The organism is Paraburkholderia sp. FW306-02-B (assembly GCF_058782725.1).
In genome coordinates, this window is record NZ_JBYSXZ010000001.1 from 4478131 (window position 1) to 4495133 (window position 17003).

General features: G+C 58.9%; 15 protein-coding genes. 11 read left to right on the forward strand and 4 right to left on the reverse strand.

The window, feature by feature from the left end; all coding sequences use genetic code 11:
• Window positions 1-122 precede the first annotated feature (122 nt).
• Genes AC3WOG_RS20185 through AC3WOG_RS20215 form a run of 7 tightly spaced genes read left to right on the forward strand, consistent with a single transcriptional unit; the run spans window position 123 to window position 7413 of the window.
• Complete coding sequence (locus tag AC3WOG_RS20185) at window positions 123-2510, forward strand: tetratricopeptide repeat protein (RefSeq protein ID WP_492579563.1); 2388 nt, start codon at window positions 123-125, stop codon at window positions 2508-2510.
• A complete protein-coding gene (vioA, locus tag AC3WOG_RS20190) occupies window positions 2507-3652 on the forward strand; it encodes a dTDP-4-amino-4,6-dideoxy-D-glucose aminotransferase VioA (protein ID WP_341313908.1) in 1146 nt (381 codons plus the stop codon). The genes AC3WOG_RS20185 and vioA overlap by 4 nt, the downstream gene beginning before the upstream one ends.
• A gap of 5 nt (window positions 3653-3657) precedes the next feature.
• Window positions 3658-4356 carry a WbqC family protein gene (locus AC3WOG_RS20195; protein WP_492579564.1) on the forward strand — a complete coding sequence of 233 codons (699 nt, stop codon included), beginning with the start codon at window positions 3658-3660 and terminating at the stop codon, window positions 4354-4356.
• Window positions 4353-5330 (forward strand): hypothetical protein, encoded by a 978-nt coding sequence (locus AC3WOG_RS20200; RefSeq protein ID WP_492579565.1) that lies wholly within the window; start codon window positions 4353-4355, stop codon window positions 5328-5330. Before AC3WOG_RS20195 ends, AC3WOG_RS20200 begins: the two co-directional genes overlap by 4 nt.
• Window positions 5327-5851, forward strand: a complete 525-nt coding sequence (locus tag AC3WOG_RS20205) for a GNAT family N-acetyltransferase (RefSeq protein WP_492579566.1) — start codon at window positions 5327-5329, stop codon at window positions 5849-5851. The genes AC3WOG_RS20200 and AC3WOG_RS20205 overlap by 4 nt, the downstream gene beginning before the upstream one ends.
• 34 nt (window positions 5852-5885) lie before the next feature.
• Window positions 5886-6671 (forward strand): phytanoyl-CoA dioxygenase family protein, encoded by a 786-nt coding sequence (locus tag AC3WOG_RS20210; RefSeq protein ID WP_492579568.1) that lies wholly within the window; start codon window positions 5886-5888, stop codon window positions 6669-6671.
• A gap of 4 nt (window positions 6672-6675) precedes the next feature.
• A complete protein-coding gene (locus tag AC3WOG_RS20215) occupies window positions 6676-7413 on the forward strand; it encodes a class I SAM-dependent methyltransferase (protein ID WP_492579569.1) in 738 nt (245 codons plus the stop codon).
• A 253-nt stretch (window positions 7414-7666) separates the two neighbouring features.
• Here AC3WOG_RS20215 and AC3WOG_RS20220 read toward each other — a convergent pair whose 3' ends face one another.
• A complete protein-coding gene (locus tag AC3WOG_RS20220; protein WP_492579570.1) occupies window positions 7667-7876 on the reverse strand; it encodes a hypothetical protein in 210 nt (69 codons plus the stop codon).
• Window positions 7877-8415: 539 nt separating this feature from the next.
• On the opposite strand from AC3WOG_RS20220, the gene AC3WOG_RS20225 reads away from it, so the two are divergent.
• Window positions 8416-9477: an HAD family hydrolase gene (locus AC3WOG_RS20225; RefSeq protein WP_492579571.1), complete on the forward strand. Its 1062-nt coding sequence runs from the start codon at window positions 8416-8418 to the stop codon at window positions 9475-9477.
• A gap of 536 nt (window positions 9478-10013) precedes the next feature.
• Here the strand turns inward: AC3WOG_RS20225 and AC3WOG_RS20230 are convergent.
• Window positions 10014-10589 (reverse strand): TetR/AcrR family transcriptional regulator, encoded by a 576-nt coding sequence (locus AC3WOG_RS20230; RefSeq protein ID WP_492579572.1) that lies wholly within the window; start codon window positions 10587-10589, stop codon window positions 10014-10016.
• Window positions 10590-10713: 124 nt separating this feature from the next.
• Here AC3WOG_RS20230 and AC3WOG_RS20235 point away from each other — a divergent pair, with 124 nt between their 5' ends.
• Window positions 10714-11412, forward strand: coding sequence for a glutathione S-transferase (locus AC3WOG_RS20235; RefSeq protein WP_492579573.1), 699 nt, complete (start codon window positions 10714-10716; stop codon window positions 11410-11412).
• Window positions 11413-11529: 117 nt separating this feature from the next.
• Entirely contained in the window at window positions 11530-12999 is a 1470-nt protein-coding gene (locus tag AC3WOG_RS20240) for an aldehyde dehydrogenase family protein (protein ID WP_492579574.1), read from the forward strand.
• Between the two features lie 145 nt (window positions 13000-13144).
• Here AC3WOG_RS20240 and AC3WOG_RS20245 read toward each other — a convergent pair whose 3' ends face one another.
• A complete protein-coding gene (locus AC3WOG_RS20245) occupies window positions 13145-13666 on the reverse strand; it encodes a DUF2867 domain-containing protein (protein ID WP_492579575.1) in 522 nt (173 codons plus the stop codon).
• A 246-nt stretch (window positions 13667-13912) separates the two neighbouring features.
• Window positions 13913-14494, reverse strand: a complete 582-nt coding sequence (locus AC3WOG_RS20250; RefSeq protein ID WP_492579576.1) for a TetR/AcrR family transcriptional regulator — start codon at window positions 14492-14494, stop codon at window positions 13913-13915.
• Window positions 14495-14987: 493 nt separating this feature from the next.
• Here AC3WOG_RS20250 and AC3WOG_RS20255 point away from each other — a divergent pair, with 493 nt between their 5' ends.
• Window positions 14988-16118: an alpha/beta fold hydrolase gene (locus AC3WOG_RS20255; RefSeq protein WP_492579845.1), complete on the forward strand. Its 1131-nt coding sequence runs from the start codon at window positions 14988-14990 to the stop codon at window positions 16116-16118.
• Window positions 16119-17003: the final 885 nt, after the last annotated feature.

Here is a 17003-nt window from a genome sequence, read left to right on the forward strand (position 1 = left end):
TTCCGAGTTTCCGCGCCCCCCTCCATACGGCAAACAGGCGGCTTTTTCACCGTCATCTCCTCGCATCGGAAACCCTCGCCTCGTCGCACAATTTCCTTCATAGACCATTCTGCGCTGAGACCATGACTCTCCTGTACGAGCAGCCGACCGCTGAGCCCTTGACGCCCGAACAACAACTCGAGCATGACATCGCGCTCGTCTTGCAAACGGCGCTGGAGCACCATCACAAGGGCGAATTCGATGATGCCGAAGCGCTGTACCGGGCAATTCTCGATGCGCGGCCGAACCACGCCGACGTGCTTTACAACCTCGGCGTGCTGCTCGTCCAGATCGGCCGTCCGGCAGACGCATTGCCACATTTCGAGCAGAGCCTCGGTCTCCAGCCGCGTAACGGCCAGTATTGGGTGGCCTATGTCAACGCGTTGATCGACGCCAACGAAGTAGCCGCCGCGTGGCTGGCGTTGGAAATGGGCCAGAAACAAGGGTTAAAGGGGCCGGCGGTGGATGGGTTGATCGTGCGAATGTCGCATCCGGACAAGGTCATCCCCACGTTTCAGGTGCCAATCGAAAGACCCACGACTGAAAACGGCGCTGCCGCTGAAACGGTCGCCCCGGCGACGTCTGCGGCCACGGAGGCGGGCAAGTCCAGCATTGCGTCAGGACGGCGGGTCAGCCAGCAGGAAACGACGCGCTTCACTTCGCTGTATAACAAAGGCCAGATCTCTGAAGCAGTTAAACTCAGCCGCTCGCTTACCGAGCGCTTTCCTGCCGACGGTAACACGTGGCGCTGGCTCGGGATTTCGCTGCATCGTCTGGGCCGGTACGACGACGCGCTTGCCCCCTTGCGCAGAGCAGCCGAACTGCTGCCGGAGGAACTGGAAAGCCGCACCGTCCTTGCGGACACGCTGCGACTGAAAGGCATGCTCAAGGAAGCGGATGAAGTCTGTCGAGCAATCATCGCGATCAATCCCGACTATGCCGAAGCACAACGGATCTTCGGCATGGTTCTGGTACACCAGGGACGTGTGGCAGAGGGTTTGGCCGCGGCACGGCGTGCAGTCGAACTAGCGCCTGACAGTTCCGGCACGCATAGCGCACTTGGCGTGTTGCAACTCGATCTGGGTCTGGTGACCGAGGCCGAGCGGAGCTTCCGCACAGCGGTGGAGAAAAACCCGAAAGATGCAATCGCCGCGGACAACTTTCTATTTACGCTGGCTCACAATCCTGAGATCGATCAGGACACGCTATTCGCCGAACACATTAACTTCGCCCAGATTCATGAGGCACCGGTACGCTCGCAGTGGCCGCGTCACGTGAACAAGCGCGCGCCGAACCGCAAACTGAAAATCGGCCTTGTTTCCGGGGATCTGTTCCGTCACGCCGTGTCGTCTTACCTGCTGCCGATCGTCGAGCACCTGGCGAAAGATCCGAGCGTGTCTCTGCACATTTACACCAACCACATCGCGGAAGACGATTACACCCAATTGCTGCGCGGTTGCGCCGATGAATGGCACCAGATTACCGGCATGCCCGACGCGCAGCTGGCCAACAAAATCCGCGACGAGCGGATCGATATCCTGTTCGATCTCTCGGGGCACACGGGCCGCAACCGGCTTCTCACGTTTGCGCGCAAGCCCGCACCGATCCAGGTGAGCTGGCTAGGCTATCCAGCCACCACGGGCCTGAGCGCGATGGACTATTACCTCGTGGACAGATTCGGCGTGCCGTTCGGCCCCGCGGAGCGCATGTTCTCGGAGAAAATCGTCCATTTGCCAGCCAACGCGACCTTCCTGCCCGAAAAAAGCGCGCCGCCGGTCAACATCCTGCCGGCCATGCACAACGGCTACGTGACCTTCGGCAGTTTCAACCGGCTGAACAAACTGCGTCCCGACGTGATCGCCCTGTGGGCGGAGTTATTGCATGCGCAACCTTCGTCACGAATGCTGCTCGGCGCTATCGGGAGCGACGAAGACGAACAGTTGCTGATCGACTGGTTCGCCAACGCGGGCATCGCACGGGAGCGCCTCCTGTTCCGCCGCCGTTCGAGTATTCCGGTCTATCTGCAGCAGCATTTCCACGTCGATATCTGCCTCGATACGTTCCCGTACACGGGTTCGACCACGGTCCTGAACTCGCTGTGGATGGGCGTGCCGACACTGACGATCGCCGGCGACACACTCCCGAGCCGCGCCGGCGCGACCTGGATGTCCCACGTCGGACTGCAAGATTTTCTTGCAACGGATAAGGCGGACTTCGTCGCTAAAGGCGTCGCGCTGTCCTCCGACATTGCCGCACTCGCGGCACTCCGGACCGGCTTGCGCGAGCGCTGCCTGGCATCGGCGGCATTCCGGCCCGAGGTGGTGGCCGCGGGCCTGTCGCGCGCGTTGCGGATCATGTGGCAACGCTGGTGCGACGGCCAACCGGCCACTGCCTTCGGCGTATCGGCAGAGGACGCTACTGGCGCCGCAGCCGACACGACCGCACCCTCCGAAACAGGGGAAAACAAGTGAACGCAGCCTTACCGCTTGGCGCCGTCGAGTCGCAGACCGATGAGCGCATCTACGTCACCCAGCCGCATCTCGCGCCGCTCGAAGAATTCATTCCTTATCTTCGGCAGATCTGGGATAGCAAAGTCCTGACCAATGGTGGTCCGTTTCACCAACAGTTCGAAGCGGCCCTGTGCAAGTACCTCGGCGTGCGCCATCTGGCGCTGTTCACCAACGGCACGCTGGCGCTGCTCACCGCGCTACAGGCGCTGCGCGTGACCGGTGAAGTGATCACGACGCCATATTCGTTCGTTGCGACTGCGCACTCGCTGGTCTGGAACGGTATCAAGCCCGTATTCGTCGATGTCGATCCGACGACGCTGAACCTCGACCCTGCCAAGATCGAGGCGGCGATTACGCCGCAAACCACCGCGATCATGCCGGTGCATTGCTACGGTAAGCCATGCGACGTCGAAGCGATCCAGAAGATCGCGGATAACTACAACCTGAAGGTGATTTACGACGCGGCACATGCTTTCGGCGTGCAAACCGAAGCCGGCAGCGTACTCGAACACGGCGACCTCGCAGTGCTGAGCTTTCACGCGACCAAGGTCTTCAACACATTCGAAGGCGGTGCGATCATCTGCCAGGACGCGAAGACGAAGCAGCGCATCGATCATCTGAAGAACTTCGGTTTTGTCGACGAAGTGACAGTAGTTGCGTCCGGCATCAACGGCAAGATGAGCGAAATCAACGCCGCGTTCGGGCTGTTGCAATTGCAGCATATTGACGAAGCGCTGGCACGGCGCGCGCAGATCGACGCGATCTATCGAGAACGGCTGCGCGACGTGCCAGGCATCCGTTGCCTGCCGAAAGCGGGCGAAAAAGTGGCGAACCACTCGTACTTTCCGATTCTCGTCGGTCCGGAATATCCGATCAGCCGTGACGCGCTGTATCAGAAATTTCGGGACCACGACATCTACGCACGCCGCTATTTCTACCCGCTGATCTCGGACTTTCCGATCTATCGTGGCCTGCCGTCCGCGCGCCGCGAAAACCTGCCGGTCGCGCATGCCGCCGCGCAGCAGGTGTTGTGTCTGCCGATTTTCCCGGCGCTGACGGACAACATGCTCGATCGCATCATCGGACTCATTGCGGATTGCTGAACGTCATGAAGCTCGCGATCATGCAGCCCTACCTGTTTCCGTATATCGGATATTTCCAGCTGGCGGCCGCAGTCGACAAGTTCGTCTTTTACGACGACGTGAACTTTATCAAGAACGGCTGGATCAACCGCAACCGAATGTTGCTGGGCTCAGAGGTCCGGTATGTGACTGTGCCGCTTGCCGGAGCAAGCCCTTCGCTTAAGATCAACGAGGTATTGATCCAGCCGCGCGAGCATTGGCTCCGTAAGCTGCTCGAATCGATTCGCCACGCGTATGCGAAAGCGCCCCACTATCTACGTATCAGTGAACTGGTCCAGCAGATTCTGTCGGCGCCTTTTGAGCATATCTCGCTGCTTGCGTCGCACACCGTCGTGGAAATCTGTAAGTACCTGGAGATCGACACCGAGTTCGTCGCTACCTCGGCAACATACAACAATGCGCAGCTCAAAGGCGCGGCCCGGGTGATCGACATCTGCGCGAAGGAGCAAGCGCGCATCTATCTGAACCTGCCGGGCGGCCGGGCACTTTACGACAGCAAAGCGTTCTCTGCGCGCGGCGTCGAGCTCGCCTTCATCGAGCCAAACCTCTGTCCGTACTCGCAATTCGACGATGCATTCCACCCGGCTTTATCGATTCTCGACGTGCTGATGTTCAACAGCAAAGACTGCGTTAGAGACATGCTTTGCGTGCAGGTGACCGCATGAACGCCGACGAGTCACGCGCAATCGGCGGATACTTCGAGCTGGAACTGCCACAGGCCGGGTCGACCCTTCACGACGGCGCGCTGTGTTTTCAGTCGTCGCGAGCAGCGTTCTTAGCCATGCTTCGCTCGCTGCGCCCCACGGCTGTCTGGATACCCTGGTACATCTGCGATGCCATGATCGAGCCGCTGCGCATGGCCGGCACACCGGTCAAACGCTATCGGCTCGACTCGGATTTGCGCGTGCAATCCGTCGACCTCGCGCAGGATGAGTGGCTTCTCTACGTGAATTACTTCGGCCTGTGCGAGCGCCAGGTCGACGACGTGCTCAACCGGTTTCCGCGCGAGCGTGTCGTGATCGACAATGCCCAGGCATTGTTCGCGCAGCCACGCGATTGCCTAGCGACGCTGTACTCACCGCGCAAATTCCTCGGTGTGCCGGATGGTGGGTATCTCATCACGCAGCAGCCGGTTGATATGCCGAATTCGATCGACCATGCCTCGGTACAACGCTGCACGCATCTGTTGAGCCGACTGGCGCAAGATGCGGAGGCAGGTTACGCAGACTACGCGGCAGCCGAAGAAAGCCTGAAAAATCAGGAGCCGTTGCAGATGTCGCGACTGACACAGCGCATGCTCGCGAGCGTCGACTACGACGCCGTGCGCGCAAGGCGAGCGGCGAACTTTGCCTTCTTGCACCAGAAGCTGCAGCGCCACAACCGCTTCACGTTTCACCATAGCGAAGGTGCCGTGCCGCTTTGCTACCCCTATTTCGGCGCACCCTCAGGACTTCGCGAAGCGCTTCGGGCGCAACGCGTCTACACGCCAAGCTACTGGCCGGACGTCGGGACCGCCGAAGGAGTGCCGGAGTTCGAACGCGATCTTCCTGCCTCGACGCTTTTCTTACCGTGCGATCAGCGGCTCACGCGCGATGATTTGGCGTCGATAGTGCAACGCTTACTGGACCGACTCGGATGATCAACGACAAGATATTCCTACGTGAGATCGAACGCGGCGACCTTCCGACCATCAATGCATGGCGCGCCGATCAGGCGCTGGTAAGTCTGCTCGGCGGTGCCTTCCGGCATGTGGGCCCCGAGATCGACGGCAAATGGTTCGATAGCTATCTCGGTTCCCGCGCGAATAACGTTCGTCTCGCGGTGTGTCTGGCGTCTACTCAGGAAGTGATTGGCGTGACGTATCTGCTGGGAATCGACTGGGTGAACCGATGCGCGGAGTTCTCGATCCAGATCGGCGCAGAGTCGGCGCGCGGCCAGGGGATCGGAGAGGCCGCAACACGCTTGACGCTAGAGCATGCATTCAGCGACCTCAATCTGCACCGTGTTTCGTTGACCGTACTCTCGTCCAATGCGCGCGCCATTGCGCTCTACGAGAAAGTGGGGTTTCGCGCCGAGGGCCTGATGCGGCAGGCGGCGTTCAAAGCCGGGCACTACGTCGACGTCGTTCCGATGGCCATGCTCGCTGCTGATCGGTTCTGAGCCATTCACCCTTTCCCGTTGCCTCGCCCCATTCATGAATACGATTGATGCCCGACACGACACTGCGCTTGCAACGGCAGGCTGGACCATCCTTCCCCAGCTGATTCGCACCGATTTGATAGACTCGCTGGTCGAGGCACTAGCCCCCTCCCTCAAGTTGCGCGACGAGATCCGGCAACGCAATGGCGTGCAGGAAAACAGCGCCGGCACCTTGCATCACCTGTTGATGGATAGCGAGTGTTATGTCGAACTGCTGACGGAGCTCTCAGTCCTGGAGCCGGTTTTCAAACGATTCTTCGACGGCAACTTTGTCCTCAATTCGTACGGCGGCGTAATCAACGAGCGCGACTCGCGCTCCTACGTGCAGAACGTACACCGCGATATCCGCTTCGGCTCCGACACGCGGCGCTTCATGCTGAATGCGTTGGTGATGCTCGACGATTTCACGCTGGACAATGGCGCGACACATATCCTTTCGCGCTCGCAAAACATCGCGCAGCAGCCCGACGACGAAACGTTTTACGCACAGGCATCGCGTGCCACCGGCGAGCGTGGCTCCGTTTTGCTGTTTGATTCGCGGATGTGGCATGCAACTGGCCGCAATGCTACCAACGCGCCAAGGCGCGCTTTGACATTGACCTTCACCAGCCCCTTCTTTAAACCGCAGCTCGACTACGCCCGGCTTTTCGGCTACGACAATCTCGATCGATGTAATGCGTGGATGCGCCAGGTACTAGGCTTCAACGCCCGGGTGCCTGAGTCGCTCGAGGAGTTTTACGTTCCGGTCGACCTGCGTTTCTATCAACGTGGACAGGATTGAATTCATGAGCAGAGACTACAACGCGGAAGCGAAAGATCATCCCGAACACCGCTACGCATACGATTTCGACTACCTGATGCATGAGTACATGCTTCGGACATTTACTCCGTTCCTCGTCAAAGGCAATGCGCTCGAGCTGGGATGCTTCGAGGGCAACTACACGCGATTGCTCGCCCAGCGCTTCGACGCGCTTGAAGTGGTCGAGGCATCGGCGGACTGCATCGCGGTCGCGTCAGGCAAGGTCGACGGCACAGTCAAATTTCACAACTCGACGTTCGAGACCTTCGAGCCGGCACAACGCTATGACAATATTTTCCTGATCCACACGTTGGAACACCTCGATCATCCGGTCGATGTGTTAAGCCGGATCGGTAGCTGGCTGTCCGAGGGTGGACGCCTGTTCGTGGCCGCGCCGAACGCACGCGCGGGATCGCGGCAGATCGCCGTCAACATGGGGCTGATCGATCATCCGGCCGCGGTAACGGCGGCGGAGGCGGCACACGGCCATAGAGTGACCTATTCGATCGACACGCTGAGGGCGGATCTGCGAGCCGCGAAGCTCCGCCCGGTTACGGAAGGCGGGATCTTTTTCAAGGGCCTTGCCAACTTCCAGATCGACGCCGCGCTACAGGCCGGCATCATATCCAGGGCGTATCTGGACGGCTGCTTCGAGTTGGGACGCGTCTACCCCGACTTGTGCTCGAGCATATACGCGATCTGTGAACGCGGCCCGAGCGTCTGATCGGATTGCGGGCGTGCCACCTCACCACCTGAACCGCCCGCCCCCCGCCGCCGAAGTGCCGCTCCGCCTGAAACTGCCCACTCGCCCTGGCATTGCCCAGATCATGGTCCTGCTTTAGCGATTCGAACTGCTGGGTCTGATTCGCACTCTGCTGAACCGGCTGCCACCCGTTCGCGCTGCGCCGCTCCCTGCCGCCGTCTTGCAGATGACGGTAGACGCTCCCCTTACTACCCGCATACACATGGCCGTTGTTTCACACGAGCGCGTTACGGGTGTTGTTGTTGCTGTTGTCCTCGAACCTGGCGTCGGACGCGCCGCGCAACGACACATACGATTGCGCGATATACGGAATATTTCCTTGCGAGAAGCCGGTGTCGGCGCCCGCCTGCGCAAATACCGTTGACGACACCGGTACCGCGGCGACGCATAACGCTACCGGCCAAAGCATGCGTTTGCTACGCATTCTCCTGCCTCGTCTACGGAATATTTCTTATAGGTGACCTGATCCCTTTGCATACGCAAATAAAGACAAAGAACAGACAAAGAACGGGCGCTACATTTTTCTTCGATTGAATCGATTTAATCACCGGAGCGAGTTTGCCTAGCCCGTTAGCCTCATGCAGACGGGAAAGTATGCAAAACGTATAAGATGCGCGGCTCAATCCTGCCAAGTCTTGCGGTTAGCCTACGAAGGGGGTATAGCCGGATATAGAGCTTGCATGGACGCTCCCCGGACAGAGACGCCGCGCGTACGAACGAAAGCCAGTCAATTTCCGACTGGACTGTCTTTTTATATATTCCAATCGCATTATTTGTCGTCAACATGAGCGATTGTTTGGCTAATTTGTAAAGGCCGCATCGCCGTATATGCCATTGCTAATGCCAGGCATCAAAGCCGTTGTTCAAAAAAGCAACAGTTAGGGGCTGCAATAATCGCTGCGCGCCATTAGACTTGCGCTCGCTTCAGGACGACCCACTGTCACTGTTATTGATGAGGCTTTCATGATTCGCACGATGCACCGGTATTGCGTTGCTTTGACCGTTGTAGTTCTTTCAGCTTGCGCCGTTACGCCGCGCCACGACGCGGGCGAATCGTCGGCTAGCGCATCGACGGGCGCCGCGCTTGCTTCATGGAACGACACCGCGGCCAGGCGCTCGATCGTCGATTTCGTCACGCTGGTGACGACGCCCGAGTCGAAAGACTTCATTGCGCGCGCCGACCGGATCGCCGTATTCGATAACGACGGCACGCTATGGCCCGAACAGCCCGCATCGGTACAAATGGTGTTCGCACTGCAGCGTGTGAAGGCCGTCGCCGCACGGCATCCGGAGTGGAAACGGCAGGACCCGTTCCGCTCGATTCTGAAAGGCAATCTGAAAGGCGTCGCGGCGAGCGGCGATGCGGGCTCGATGAAGGTGCTGGCGGCGGCGCATGCCGGCATGACCCGCGATCAATTCGGCGCGCTCGTCCACGAATGGTTCGACACCGCGAGCGATCCGCGCTTTAACCGCCCGTACACCGGGCTTGCGTATCAGCCGATGCTCGAGTTGCTCGGCTATCTGCGCGCCAACGGCTTCAAGACCTATCTGGTGAGCGGCGGCGACGTCGAGTTCGTCCGCGAGATGGCGCAGCGTGTGTATGGCATTCCGCCCGAGCAGGTGATCGGCAGCACCGTCAAGTACAAGTACAGCCAGACCAACGGCGCGGCGTCGCTGACTCGCCTCGCGCAGGTCGACAACCTGGTCGATGGCGCGGCCAAGCCGCTCGCCATCGACCGCGTGATCGGCAGGCGTCCGGTGATCGCGTTCGGCAACGCGGACGGCGACGTGCCGATGCTCGAATGGACCTCGGCGGGCGACGGCCCACGCCTCTCGGCGCTGCTTCATCACACGGACGGGGAGCGGGAATATGCGTACGACCGCACGTCGAAAAGCGGCAAACTCGACAAGGGTCTGGACGAAGCCAACACGAAAGGCTGGATCGTGATCGATATGAAGGACGACTGGAATACGGTGTTCAAAGCAGATGTTGCGACGGCGGCGGCGGCTGCGCCGGCGAACTAGATGCTATGTGGGAGGGCAGTTTCATATGAGCTTCGAACCATCCGGCGGCAATATCGCCGCTGGCGGAGACAGCATCTTTCCTGGCAAGGAATAGTCTTCTAAGACCCGCGTTTAGCCTTTCCTATTTCGACGCGCCTTCGATGTTGACCTCATCCCGATCCGCTTACCAAAACGTGTCACCTCGCATCAATATGCATCACTGTTCAGCCTAACAAAACAACGTCAGTCGCCTCGCAGTATGGCCACACCGGGCACCCTGGCGTGCGAATCAAAACCGGGCGGCTAAGCGAACGCCGCAGGCGGGGAGGGGACTGCGAAATACAGGCGACGATCGCCCGTAAAAACGCCCCTATGGGGCCGGCTACCTGGCACCCTTCCCACCTGCAGCTTTTGGAAGCGGTTCATCCGTTCACCGTCACCACCCCTGGTTCAGCCAACGAAATCAGTTCGCGAGCACTGATGTATCTTCACGCAAGAGCCGCCCCAGTTGCGGCAACAATGCGGGGCGAGGGTGTATCCCGCAATTCATAAGCGTGCTAGGCAGGAAGTAGACCGGCCGCACGATAGCCGTCGATCAATGTGTCGTAGAGGGAGACGTCCGAACGGCTCCTCGCAATGAGCTGTGCGCCAGCTACGGCGGCGAAGATAGCGCGGGCCCGTTGATCACTCCCTTTTGAGTCAACAACCTCCGCCGCTGAGAGAACCTTGCTCAGCCAAGCAATGTGCACCTCAGCGAAGGTTCGGACTTCTTTCATCACGTCACCGGGAAGGTCATCGCTTTCGGCAGCCATGAAGCTGCACAAGCAGATGCGATTTGCGTTTTCCAGCGCCTTGCGAAACGTTTCGGGATAGCGGTGCAGGCAGTGCAACGGGTCCGGGGATTCGGCCTGGAGGGCTTCAAGAACCGCTGCCGAGTCCTCCCAATAGCGTCGTGCCACCGCTGCACCGAGGTCGGCCTTGTTCGTGAAGTGGTGATAGATGCTAGCGGGTCTGATACCGACGTCTTCCGCGAGATCCCGAAAATTCAACCCACTGTAGCCGTGGGCCTGAGCAATCTTCGTGGCCGCCGCCAGGATCCGCTCCCTGGAGCCTGTGTTCGATTCGTTCCTCACTTGTACGGTTCTCCGCATCGACTACTCAGTGTTGACAACCCGGATTGTAACGCATATCGTAAACCTAACGAACGTTAGGTAGGCCAAGCCGTTCGTCACAACACAACTGCGGAAGGAAAGCCAAATGAGTGCTATTGCGACGAGCATCAATGACAATCAGTTGTCGACGATGACGATTTATGACTTCCCGCAAGGGCCGTATCCGACGCGTGTTCGCATTGCGTTGGCGGAGAAGAATCTGCACTCGCGAGTGCGGTTCGTGCTGGTCGATCTGTATGCGGGCGAGCACAAGAAGCCCGAATTTATGGCGAGCAAGAACTACTCGGGCACGCTGCCGGTGCTCGAACTCGATGACGGGACCTGCATTGCCGAGTGCACGGCCATCACGGAGTACCTTGATGGACTCGATGGCGTGCCGACGCTGACTGGCAGGGCGCCGCTCGAAAAAGGCTTGATCCACATGATGAGCAAGCGTGCCGAACTGGAACTGCTCGACGCAATAAGCGTGTATTTCCATCACGGGACGCCGGGGCTGGGGCCGCAGGTCGAGCTGTACCAGAACCCCGAATGGGGATTCAGGCAGCGCGACAAGGCCCTGCGCGGGATGCATTACTTCGATGCTGTTCTACGAAACCAGCCGTACGTTGCCGGCAACGAATTTTCGATGGCGGACATCACCGTAATCGGCGGCCTGGTCTTCGCTTCTATCGTCAAGCTGCCAGTGCCAGCCGAGTGCACCGCGCTGCTGGCGTGGTACGAAAGAATGCAGGAGCGGCCCAGCGTAAGCACCCAGCCGGCGTTTTCCGTACTAGCGGCTGACTGAAAAAACACTAGATTTTTTCAAAGTCAGTAGTCCTACCAAGCGCCGAAAGACCGCGCCTTTTTGTTGCAGGGATTCGCGGCAGCGGCACCTCAGCGTCGATACCTCGGAGAACAATTCATGTCTGCATTACCACAAGCAGTTCAGTCCGTTGGCATTTTCAACGGCCCGTATTACCTCAGCATCGCTGGTAATCTTGTGAAGTCGCAAGATAGCTTTGACGTAATCAACCCGGCTACTGGTGAAGTATTCGCCAAGGCTCCGGCAGCCTCAGCCGAGCAGCTTGAAGAAGCCGTCGCAGCGGCCAGGCATGCGTTTAAAGCCTGGTCTGCGCTTGGCTACGACGGGCGCCAGAAGTACCTCAACGCCTACGCCGACGCACTCGAAGTACATCGGGACGAGCTGTCACGCCTGCTGACCCTTGAACAGGGGAAGCCGCTGAAGACCATGGCGGAGCCGGAGGTCGATCAGTCTATCTCGTGGATTCGTCAGATTGCCGCCCGTCGAATTCCGGTCGAGATCGTCGAGGAGACCGAAGAACATATTGTCGAACTGCACCATACGCCGCTCGGCGTGATCGGTGCCATCACACCGTGGAATTTTCCGGTGCTGCTTGCACTTTGGAAGGTGGCGCCTGCGCTGATTACTGGCAACACCGTGGTGATCAAGCCTTCGCCCTTTACTCCGTTATCAGCACTGCGCTTTGGGCAGATTGCGCAATCCGTCCTGCCGCCAGGCGTGCTGTCGGTTGTTTCGGGCGGCAATGAACTTGGCCCGCTGCTGACCAATCATCCAGACATCGCCAAGATCAGTTTCACAGGTTCTACAGAGACGGGAAAGCACGTGTTGCGCGCTGCCGCTGGAACGGTCAAACGCGTGACGCTTGAAATGGGTGGTAACGACGCAGCGATTGTGCTTCCCGACGCAGACTACAGATCGATCATCCCACAACTCTTTTGGGGGGCTATCGGTAACTCAGGCCAGTGGTGTGTCGGTATCAAGCGTCTCTACGTTCACCGGTCGCTCTATTCCGATTTCGTGAAGACCTTCGTCGACTATGCCCGGCAACAAAAGCTTGGCAACGGGCTCGATCCTGAGGTTACGATCGGACCGGTGCAGAACAGAATGCAGTACGAAAAGGTGAAAGATTTTCTCGACGACATCAAGGCTAACGGCCAGAAGATTGTTCTTGGTGGGAACGTCGACGAAAGCCGCCCCGGCTATTTTATTCCGGTTACGGTTGTCGACAACCCACCGGAGAACGCGAAAATCGTACAGGAGGAGCAGTTTGGCCCGATAGTACCGATCATCGCCTACGACGATGTAGACGATGTAATCGATCGCGCCAATAACAGCCCGTTCGGCCTCGGCGGCTCGGTCTGGGGCCGCGATACCCAAGCCGCAGTTGCGGTAGCGAACCGTCTGGAAACGGGAATGGTCTGGGTGAACGAGATCCATACCCAAGGCGTTGACATTCCGTTTGGCGGACACAAACAATCAGGCCTCGGTACGGAACATGGTGCTGAAGGTCGTCAACTCTTTACCAATCCGAAGACGGTGTTGATAAGGAAAACCGTCAGGCAGCCATGAGTGCCTGCTAGTGAAGGGGGCGAGCGCGTGACTGATCAGGTGGAAATGGATAGCTACGCCTAGTCCTGGCCGCTCTCAGGAACCCGCGACTTTGAGCGTCTGGCCATCTACGGCCCGCTGGAAGGCGCGTTGATCGGAATCGCCGCTACCGGCCGGGCCATCCGAGCTTCTGTGCCCGGTCGAGCGAGGCTCGCACGACGAGGCGATGGAAAGGAGCGATAAGGCCAAGATAGGCCCGACCCAGCAGACGATTGTAGAAGACAAGCGTAGTGACTATCAGTCGCTGGGACCGGTCCTCAGATGCAGGCTGCACGAGAACCGACACGCGGAAATCAAGATGCGTGTCGTCCTCTCCCAGAATGATCTCGTCTTTATGCCGTTCGAACACGCGGAAAATACTTAGCCGGTCGTCCTTCGCGACTTTCAGATCGATCGTTCTTTTAAGGCCGAATGGCCAAACGGCAATGTCTCGAACTCCCAGCAGCATCGCGATCCACTTGGGTTGCCCTGCAAAGATGTATCGAGCGAGAGACTCTGCGTCGTTGCAAGCAGTCGCTGGCAAGTCCACCGAAAATGCGTCGACAAAATCAGCCTTGCCGTACGACCGGCTCAGCCGTGAGGTCGCCGGCAGGCCGACCTGTTCAGCCTTCTTCGAATTCGTCTGCATGCCCATTCTCCTTGCGTTCAAGTCGCCCGACTGCCTCAGCGCGACCCAAGCGAACGCAGTCGAGAGAATTAGCGTGACATATTCCTGCTTAAGCCGAAGCCAAACTGATTGTGGCGGTCCGGCAATGGACAATGCCAAGACATTCATCCGGCGGCTGGGCGTCTGCGAACGGACATTCGCGAAAGACCGACGCTCTTCGTAGGATGATCGGTGCCAATTTCGTCCGACCGAGAACATTGGACCGGATCACCCTCCGGAGGCAGCCCACCGTTGGACACTAACCTCTGCGAGCGCCTCGAATATAGCCGGCGTGCGTTCCAGGCGGGCGATCGTCCGCGCGCCTTCGAGGGCGGCTACCAATGCGGCTGCGGTAGAGGACGCGCGCGCGGGAGCGAAACCACACCCCCTAAAATGCTCCGCAAGAATCTCGGTCGACTCAGCAAATCCGCGCGCTACCCGTTTGGTCAGCTCAGCGTCGAGCGCGGGCAACTCATTCGCCAGATTTTGCATTAGACATCCATACTGGAAATCAGAGGCGACCATTTCGGCCGCGAATGTCCTGAAAATCTGATGAACAAAATTCAGAGCATCACCCGTCGTATTCGCCGAGATGTCCCGTAATACAGCAATTCGATTCGCAACGTAATTATCGATTGCTTCTTCTGCGAGTTGTGCCTTGCCGCGTGGAAAGTGAAAGTAGAACGATCCCTTAGGCGCACCGCTTTCTTCAAGGATCTGGATCAATCCCGTCGCAGTGTAGCCTTGGATGCGAAACAGTCGTTCGGCCGTGGCAATCGCGCGAGCGCGGGCGTCAGTCTTACGTGGCATGCCGAGAACATAGCACGTTTCGCTTGATTATTCTATGGTGATCGACATACTATGGTGATCACCATACAAGGAGCCCGGCGATGCCCCCCGACCCAATCGCAAGCCAAGAAGGTTCGTTCAGTGATGCGCAGCCTGCCCAGATTGCGGCAGGAATAACTGAAGACGAAACGTGCGGGTTTCCTCGCTCACCCTATGCAGAGCGTCTTCATGTCGGGGCTGATCGTCCTCGATTGCCCGGCCGCCGTGCGAATTATTCGTCGCGTGCGTTTTCGCTGAAGCTGAAGACAACGCTTGCACGCGGACGTGGCGTTCCGTCATGAGTCATCCACCTAGCTTCAAGCCATCGGCGTCCCGACGAGCCGTCTTAGCGATGGGCGCGGTCAGCCTCGTTGCGGCTTTAATTCGACCCGCCCGCGCAAACCTCGTAGGAGGAATTGACTTGACCACATCAACATATGGCGAGGGAACGCTTCCCAAGGGGGTCCGCTCGCGCATGATCCGTGGGGTCAACGGCCTCGATGTCCATATTCTCGAGGCCGGTTACGAAAGCCTCGGCCGGCCACTCGCGCTGCTTCTGCACGGGTTTCCCGATTTGGCTTACGGCTGGCGACACCTCATCCCAATTCTGGCGGACGCCGGCTACCATGTCGTGGCGCCCGACCAGCGGGGTTTTGGCCGCACCACCGGTTGGGTGAACGACTATGACGCCCAGCTAGCGCCCTTCAGCCTTTTGAATATGACGCGTGACGCCCTTGGATTGGTTTTGGCGTTGGGGTATCGGCGTACGGCAATGCTCGTCGGGCACGACCTCGGCTCGCCCGTGGCGGCCTATTGTGCGCTAGCCCGACCTGACGTCTTTCCCTCGGTGGTGCTGATGAGCGCACCGTTCCCCGGTCCGCCGACGCTTCCGTTCAACATTGCGGAAAGCGAGGTATCGTCGGTTCAACCGAACACTGGCAATCAAAAGTTAGCGGCCGCGCTGGCGGCGCTCGACCCGCCAAGAGAGTATTACCAGCAATACCTGAGCACACGGGAGGCGAACCATGACATGTGGCACCCCCCTCAAGGCTTACACGCGTTTCTTCGTGCATTTTTCTACGTCAAGAGCGCCGACTGGCCGGGTAATAAGCCGCATCCGTTGAAGGCGCTAACCGCCGCAGAACTTGCACAAATGCCCACCTATTACGTCATGGATCTCGGCAAGACGATGCCCGAGACCGTCGCTCCATTCCAACCTTCCTCCGCCGAGGTCCTGGCCAGCAAATGGCTCACCGAGACGGAACTTGGGGTGTACACGGAGGAGTATGGCCGCACGGGGTTTCAAGGCGCCCTGCAGGCTTATCGCGTCTTTTCCGATCCTGACCTGAACGCTGAGTTGCGCCTGTTTTCGGGCAAGACGATCGATGTCCCGTCGCTCTTCATTGGCGGGAAGAGCGATTGGGGCACCTACTCGGCGCCGGGCGCGCTCGATCTTATGAGGACGAAGGCGACGACGAGAATGGGGGGCATCGAGCTGATCGACGGCGCCGGTCACTGGATCCAACAGGAGCAGCCGGTTCGGCTCAGCGAGCTCCTGCTCGCCTTCATCAAGGAGGCGGGCGGGGCGGATCACATCAGCGGGTAGGTCGGGGAATGCCTATCATTGCTCTTGAAAATATCGCCCGGCTTCCAGACCACCGTCCCGTCAGGTCCGTCACGTTTCAGTGAAGCGCTTTGGGTTGGATGGTCCAGGTCTGGCATTAGCTTCCGGCTCCGCTGCCCTCGATCGGGGAGTGACATGCTCCCCGATGTTGAACGACGTCTCGGGGCTAGATTCACTTAACGACCGAAAGACGTTCTACACCGGACACCTACTTCGCTTCGGTCCCAAGGACCGCAGTGGGTCGATAGTGCGCATTCGGCATTCCGGCAATTGCACACTCAAATCTGTGGAATTGGCGCTCACACGCGAAAATCGCACACTTACGTAACAGAGTTACGCTGTACCGTTTCGGTACTGAGGGGCGCTGATTCGCACACAGCACACAGCACACAGCGCCATTATGCCGACAGAGCTGGCGTGGCCCGAAGGGAAGCCGGACCCGAACTTGACGACCGGGTACCCACCCTGCAATTGATCGCAACTGCCCGGGCCGGATCGGGACATCAGCGCTCGCGGCAGCGCACCTTGTTTTCATTTTTGCAACATCTTCGGCGTTCGTGTCCATGCCGCGCACGAGTACCGCTCGCAGGCGCCCACGGAAATAAAAAACGCATCATTAGAGCGTCCGAGTCGACCGGTTTGGCGGCCGCTTCCGCTCAAGCGTGTTACATGACTGAAACAGTTTGTGCCGGCGTGGAGCATTGGAAAAACGCCCCCGCCCCTGCCTCAAATGCTCGCCTTGGGAAATCAGGGGTGGCCCGCTATTTGCGTCGGCATGTTACAGACCATCAAGACGCTGCATCGAGCAAATTTAATACAGCAGCACAAGCAGTAAAAAGGCAATACGCGAACCGGGGGAAAACTATG

Bases quoted from the DNA above. Each gene is read 5' to 3' on its own strand.
- AC3WOG_RS20200 (WP_492579565.1), top strand. From the start codon at position 4,353: ATGAACGCCGACGAGTCACGCGCAATCGGCGGATACTTCGAGCTGGAA.
- AC3WOG_RS20235 (WP_492579573.1), top strand. From the start codon at position 10,714: ATGAGTGCTATTGCGACGAGCATCAATGACAATCAGTTGTCGACGATG.
- AC3WOG_RS20215 (WP_492579569.1), top strand. From the start codon at position 6,676: ATGAGCAGAGACTACAACGCGGAAGCGAAAGATCATCCCGAACACCGC.
- AC3WOG_RS20255 (WP_492579845.1), top strand. From the start codon at position 14,988: ATGATCCGTGGGGTCAACGGCCTCGATGTCCATATTCTCGAGGCCGGT.
- AC3WOG_RS20250 (WP_492579576.1), bottom strand. From the start codon at position 14,494: ATGCCACGTAAGACTGACGCCCGCGCTCGCGCGATTGCCACGGCCGAA.
- AC3WOG_RS20240 (WP_492579574.1), top strand. From the start codon at position 11,530: ATGTCTGCATTACCACAAGCAGTTCAGTCCGTTGGCATTTTCAACGGC.
- AC3WOG_RS20210 (WP_492579568.1), top strand. From the start codon at position 5,886: ATGAATACGATTGATGCCCGACACGACACTGCGCTTGCAACGGCAGGC.
- AC3WOG_RS20220 (WP_492579570.1), bottom strand. From the start codon at position 7,876: ATGCGTAGCAAACGCATGCTTTGGCCGGTAGCGTTATGCGTCGCCGCG.
- AC3WOG_RS20195 (WP_492579564.1), top strand. From the start codon at position 3,658: ATGAAGCTCGCGATCATGCAGCCCTACCTGTTTCCGTATATCGGATAT.
- AC3WOG_RS20205 (WP_492579566.1), top strand. From the start codon at position 5,327: ATGATCAACGACAAGATATTCCTACGTGAGATCGAACGCGGCGACCTT.
- AC3WOG_RS20185 (WP_492579563.1), top strand. From the start codon at position 123: ATGACTCTCCTGTACGAGCAGCCGACCGCTGAGCCCTTGACGCCCGAA.
- AC3WOG_RS20245 (WP_492579575.1), bottom strand. From the start codon at position 13,666: ATGCAGACGAATTCGAAGAAGGCTGAACAGGTCGGCCTGCCGGCGACC.
- AC3WOG_RS20225 (WP_492579571.1), top strand. From the start codon at position 8,416: ATGATTCGCACGATGCACCGGTATTGCGTTGCTTTGACCGTTGTAGTT.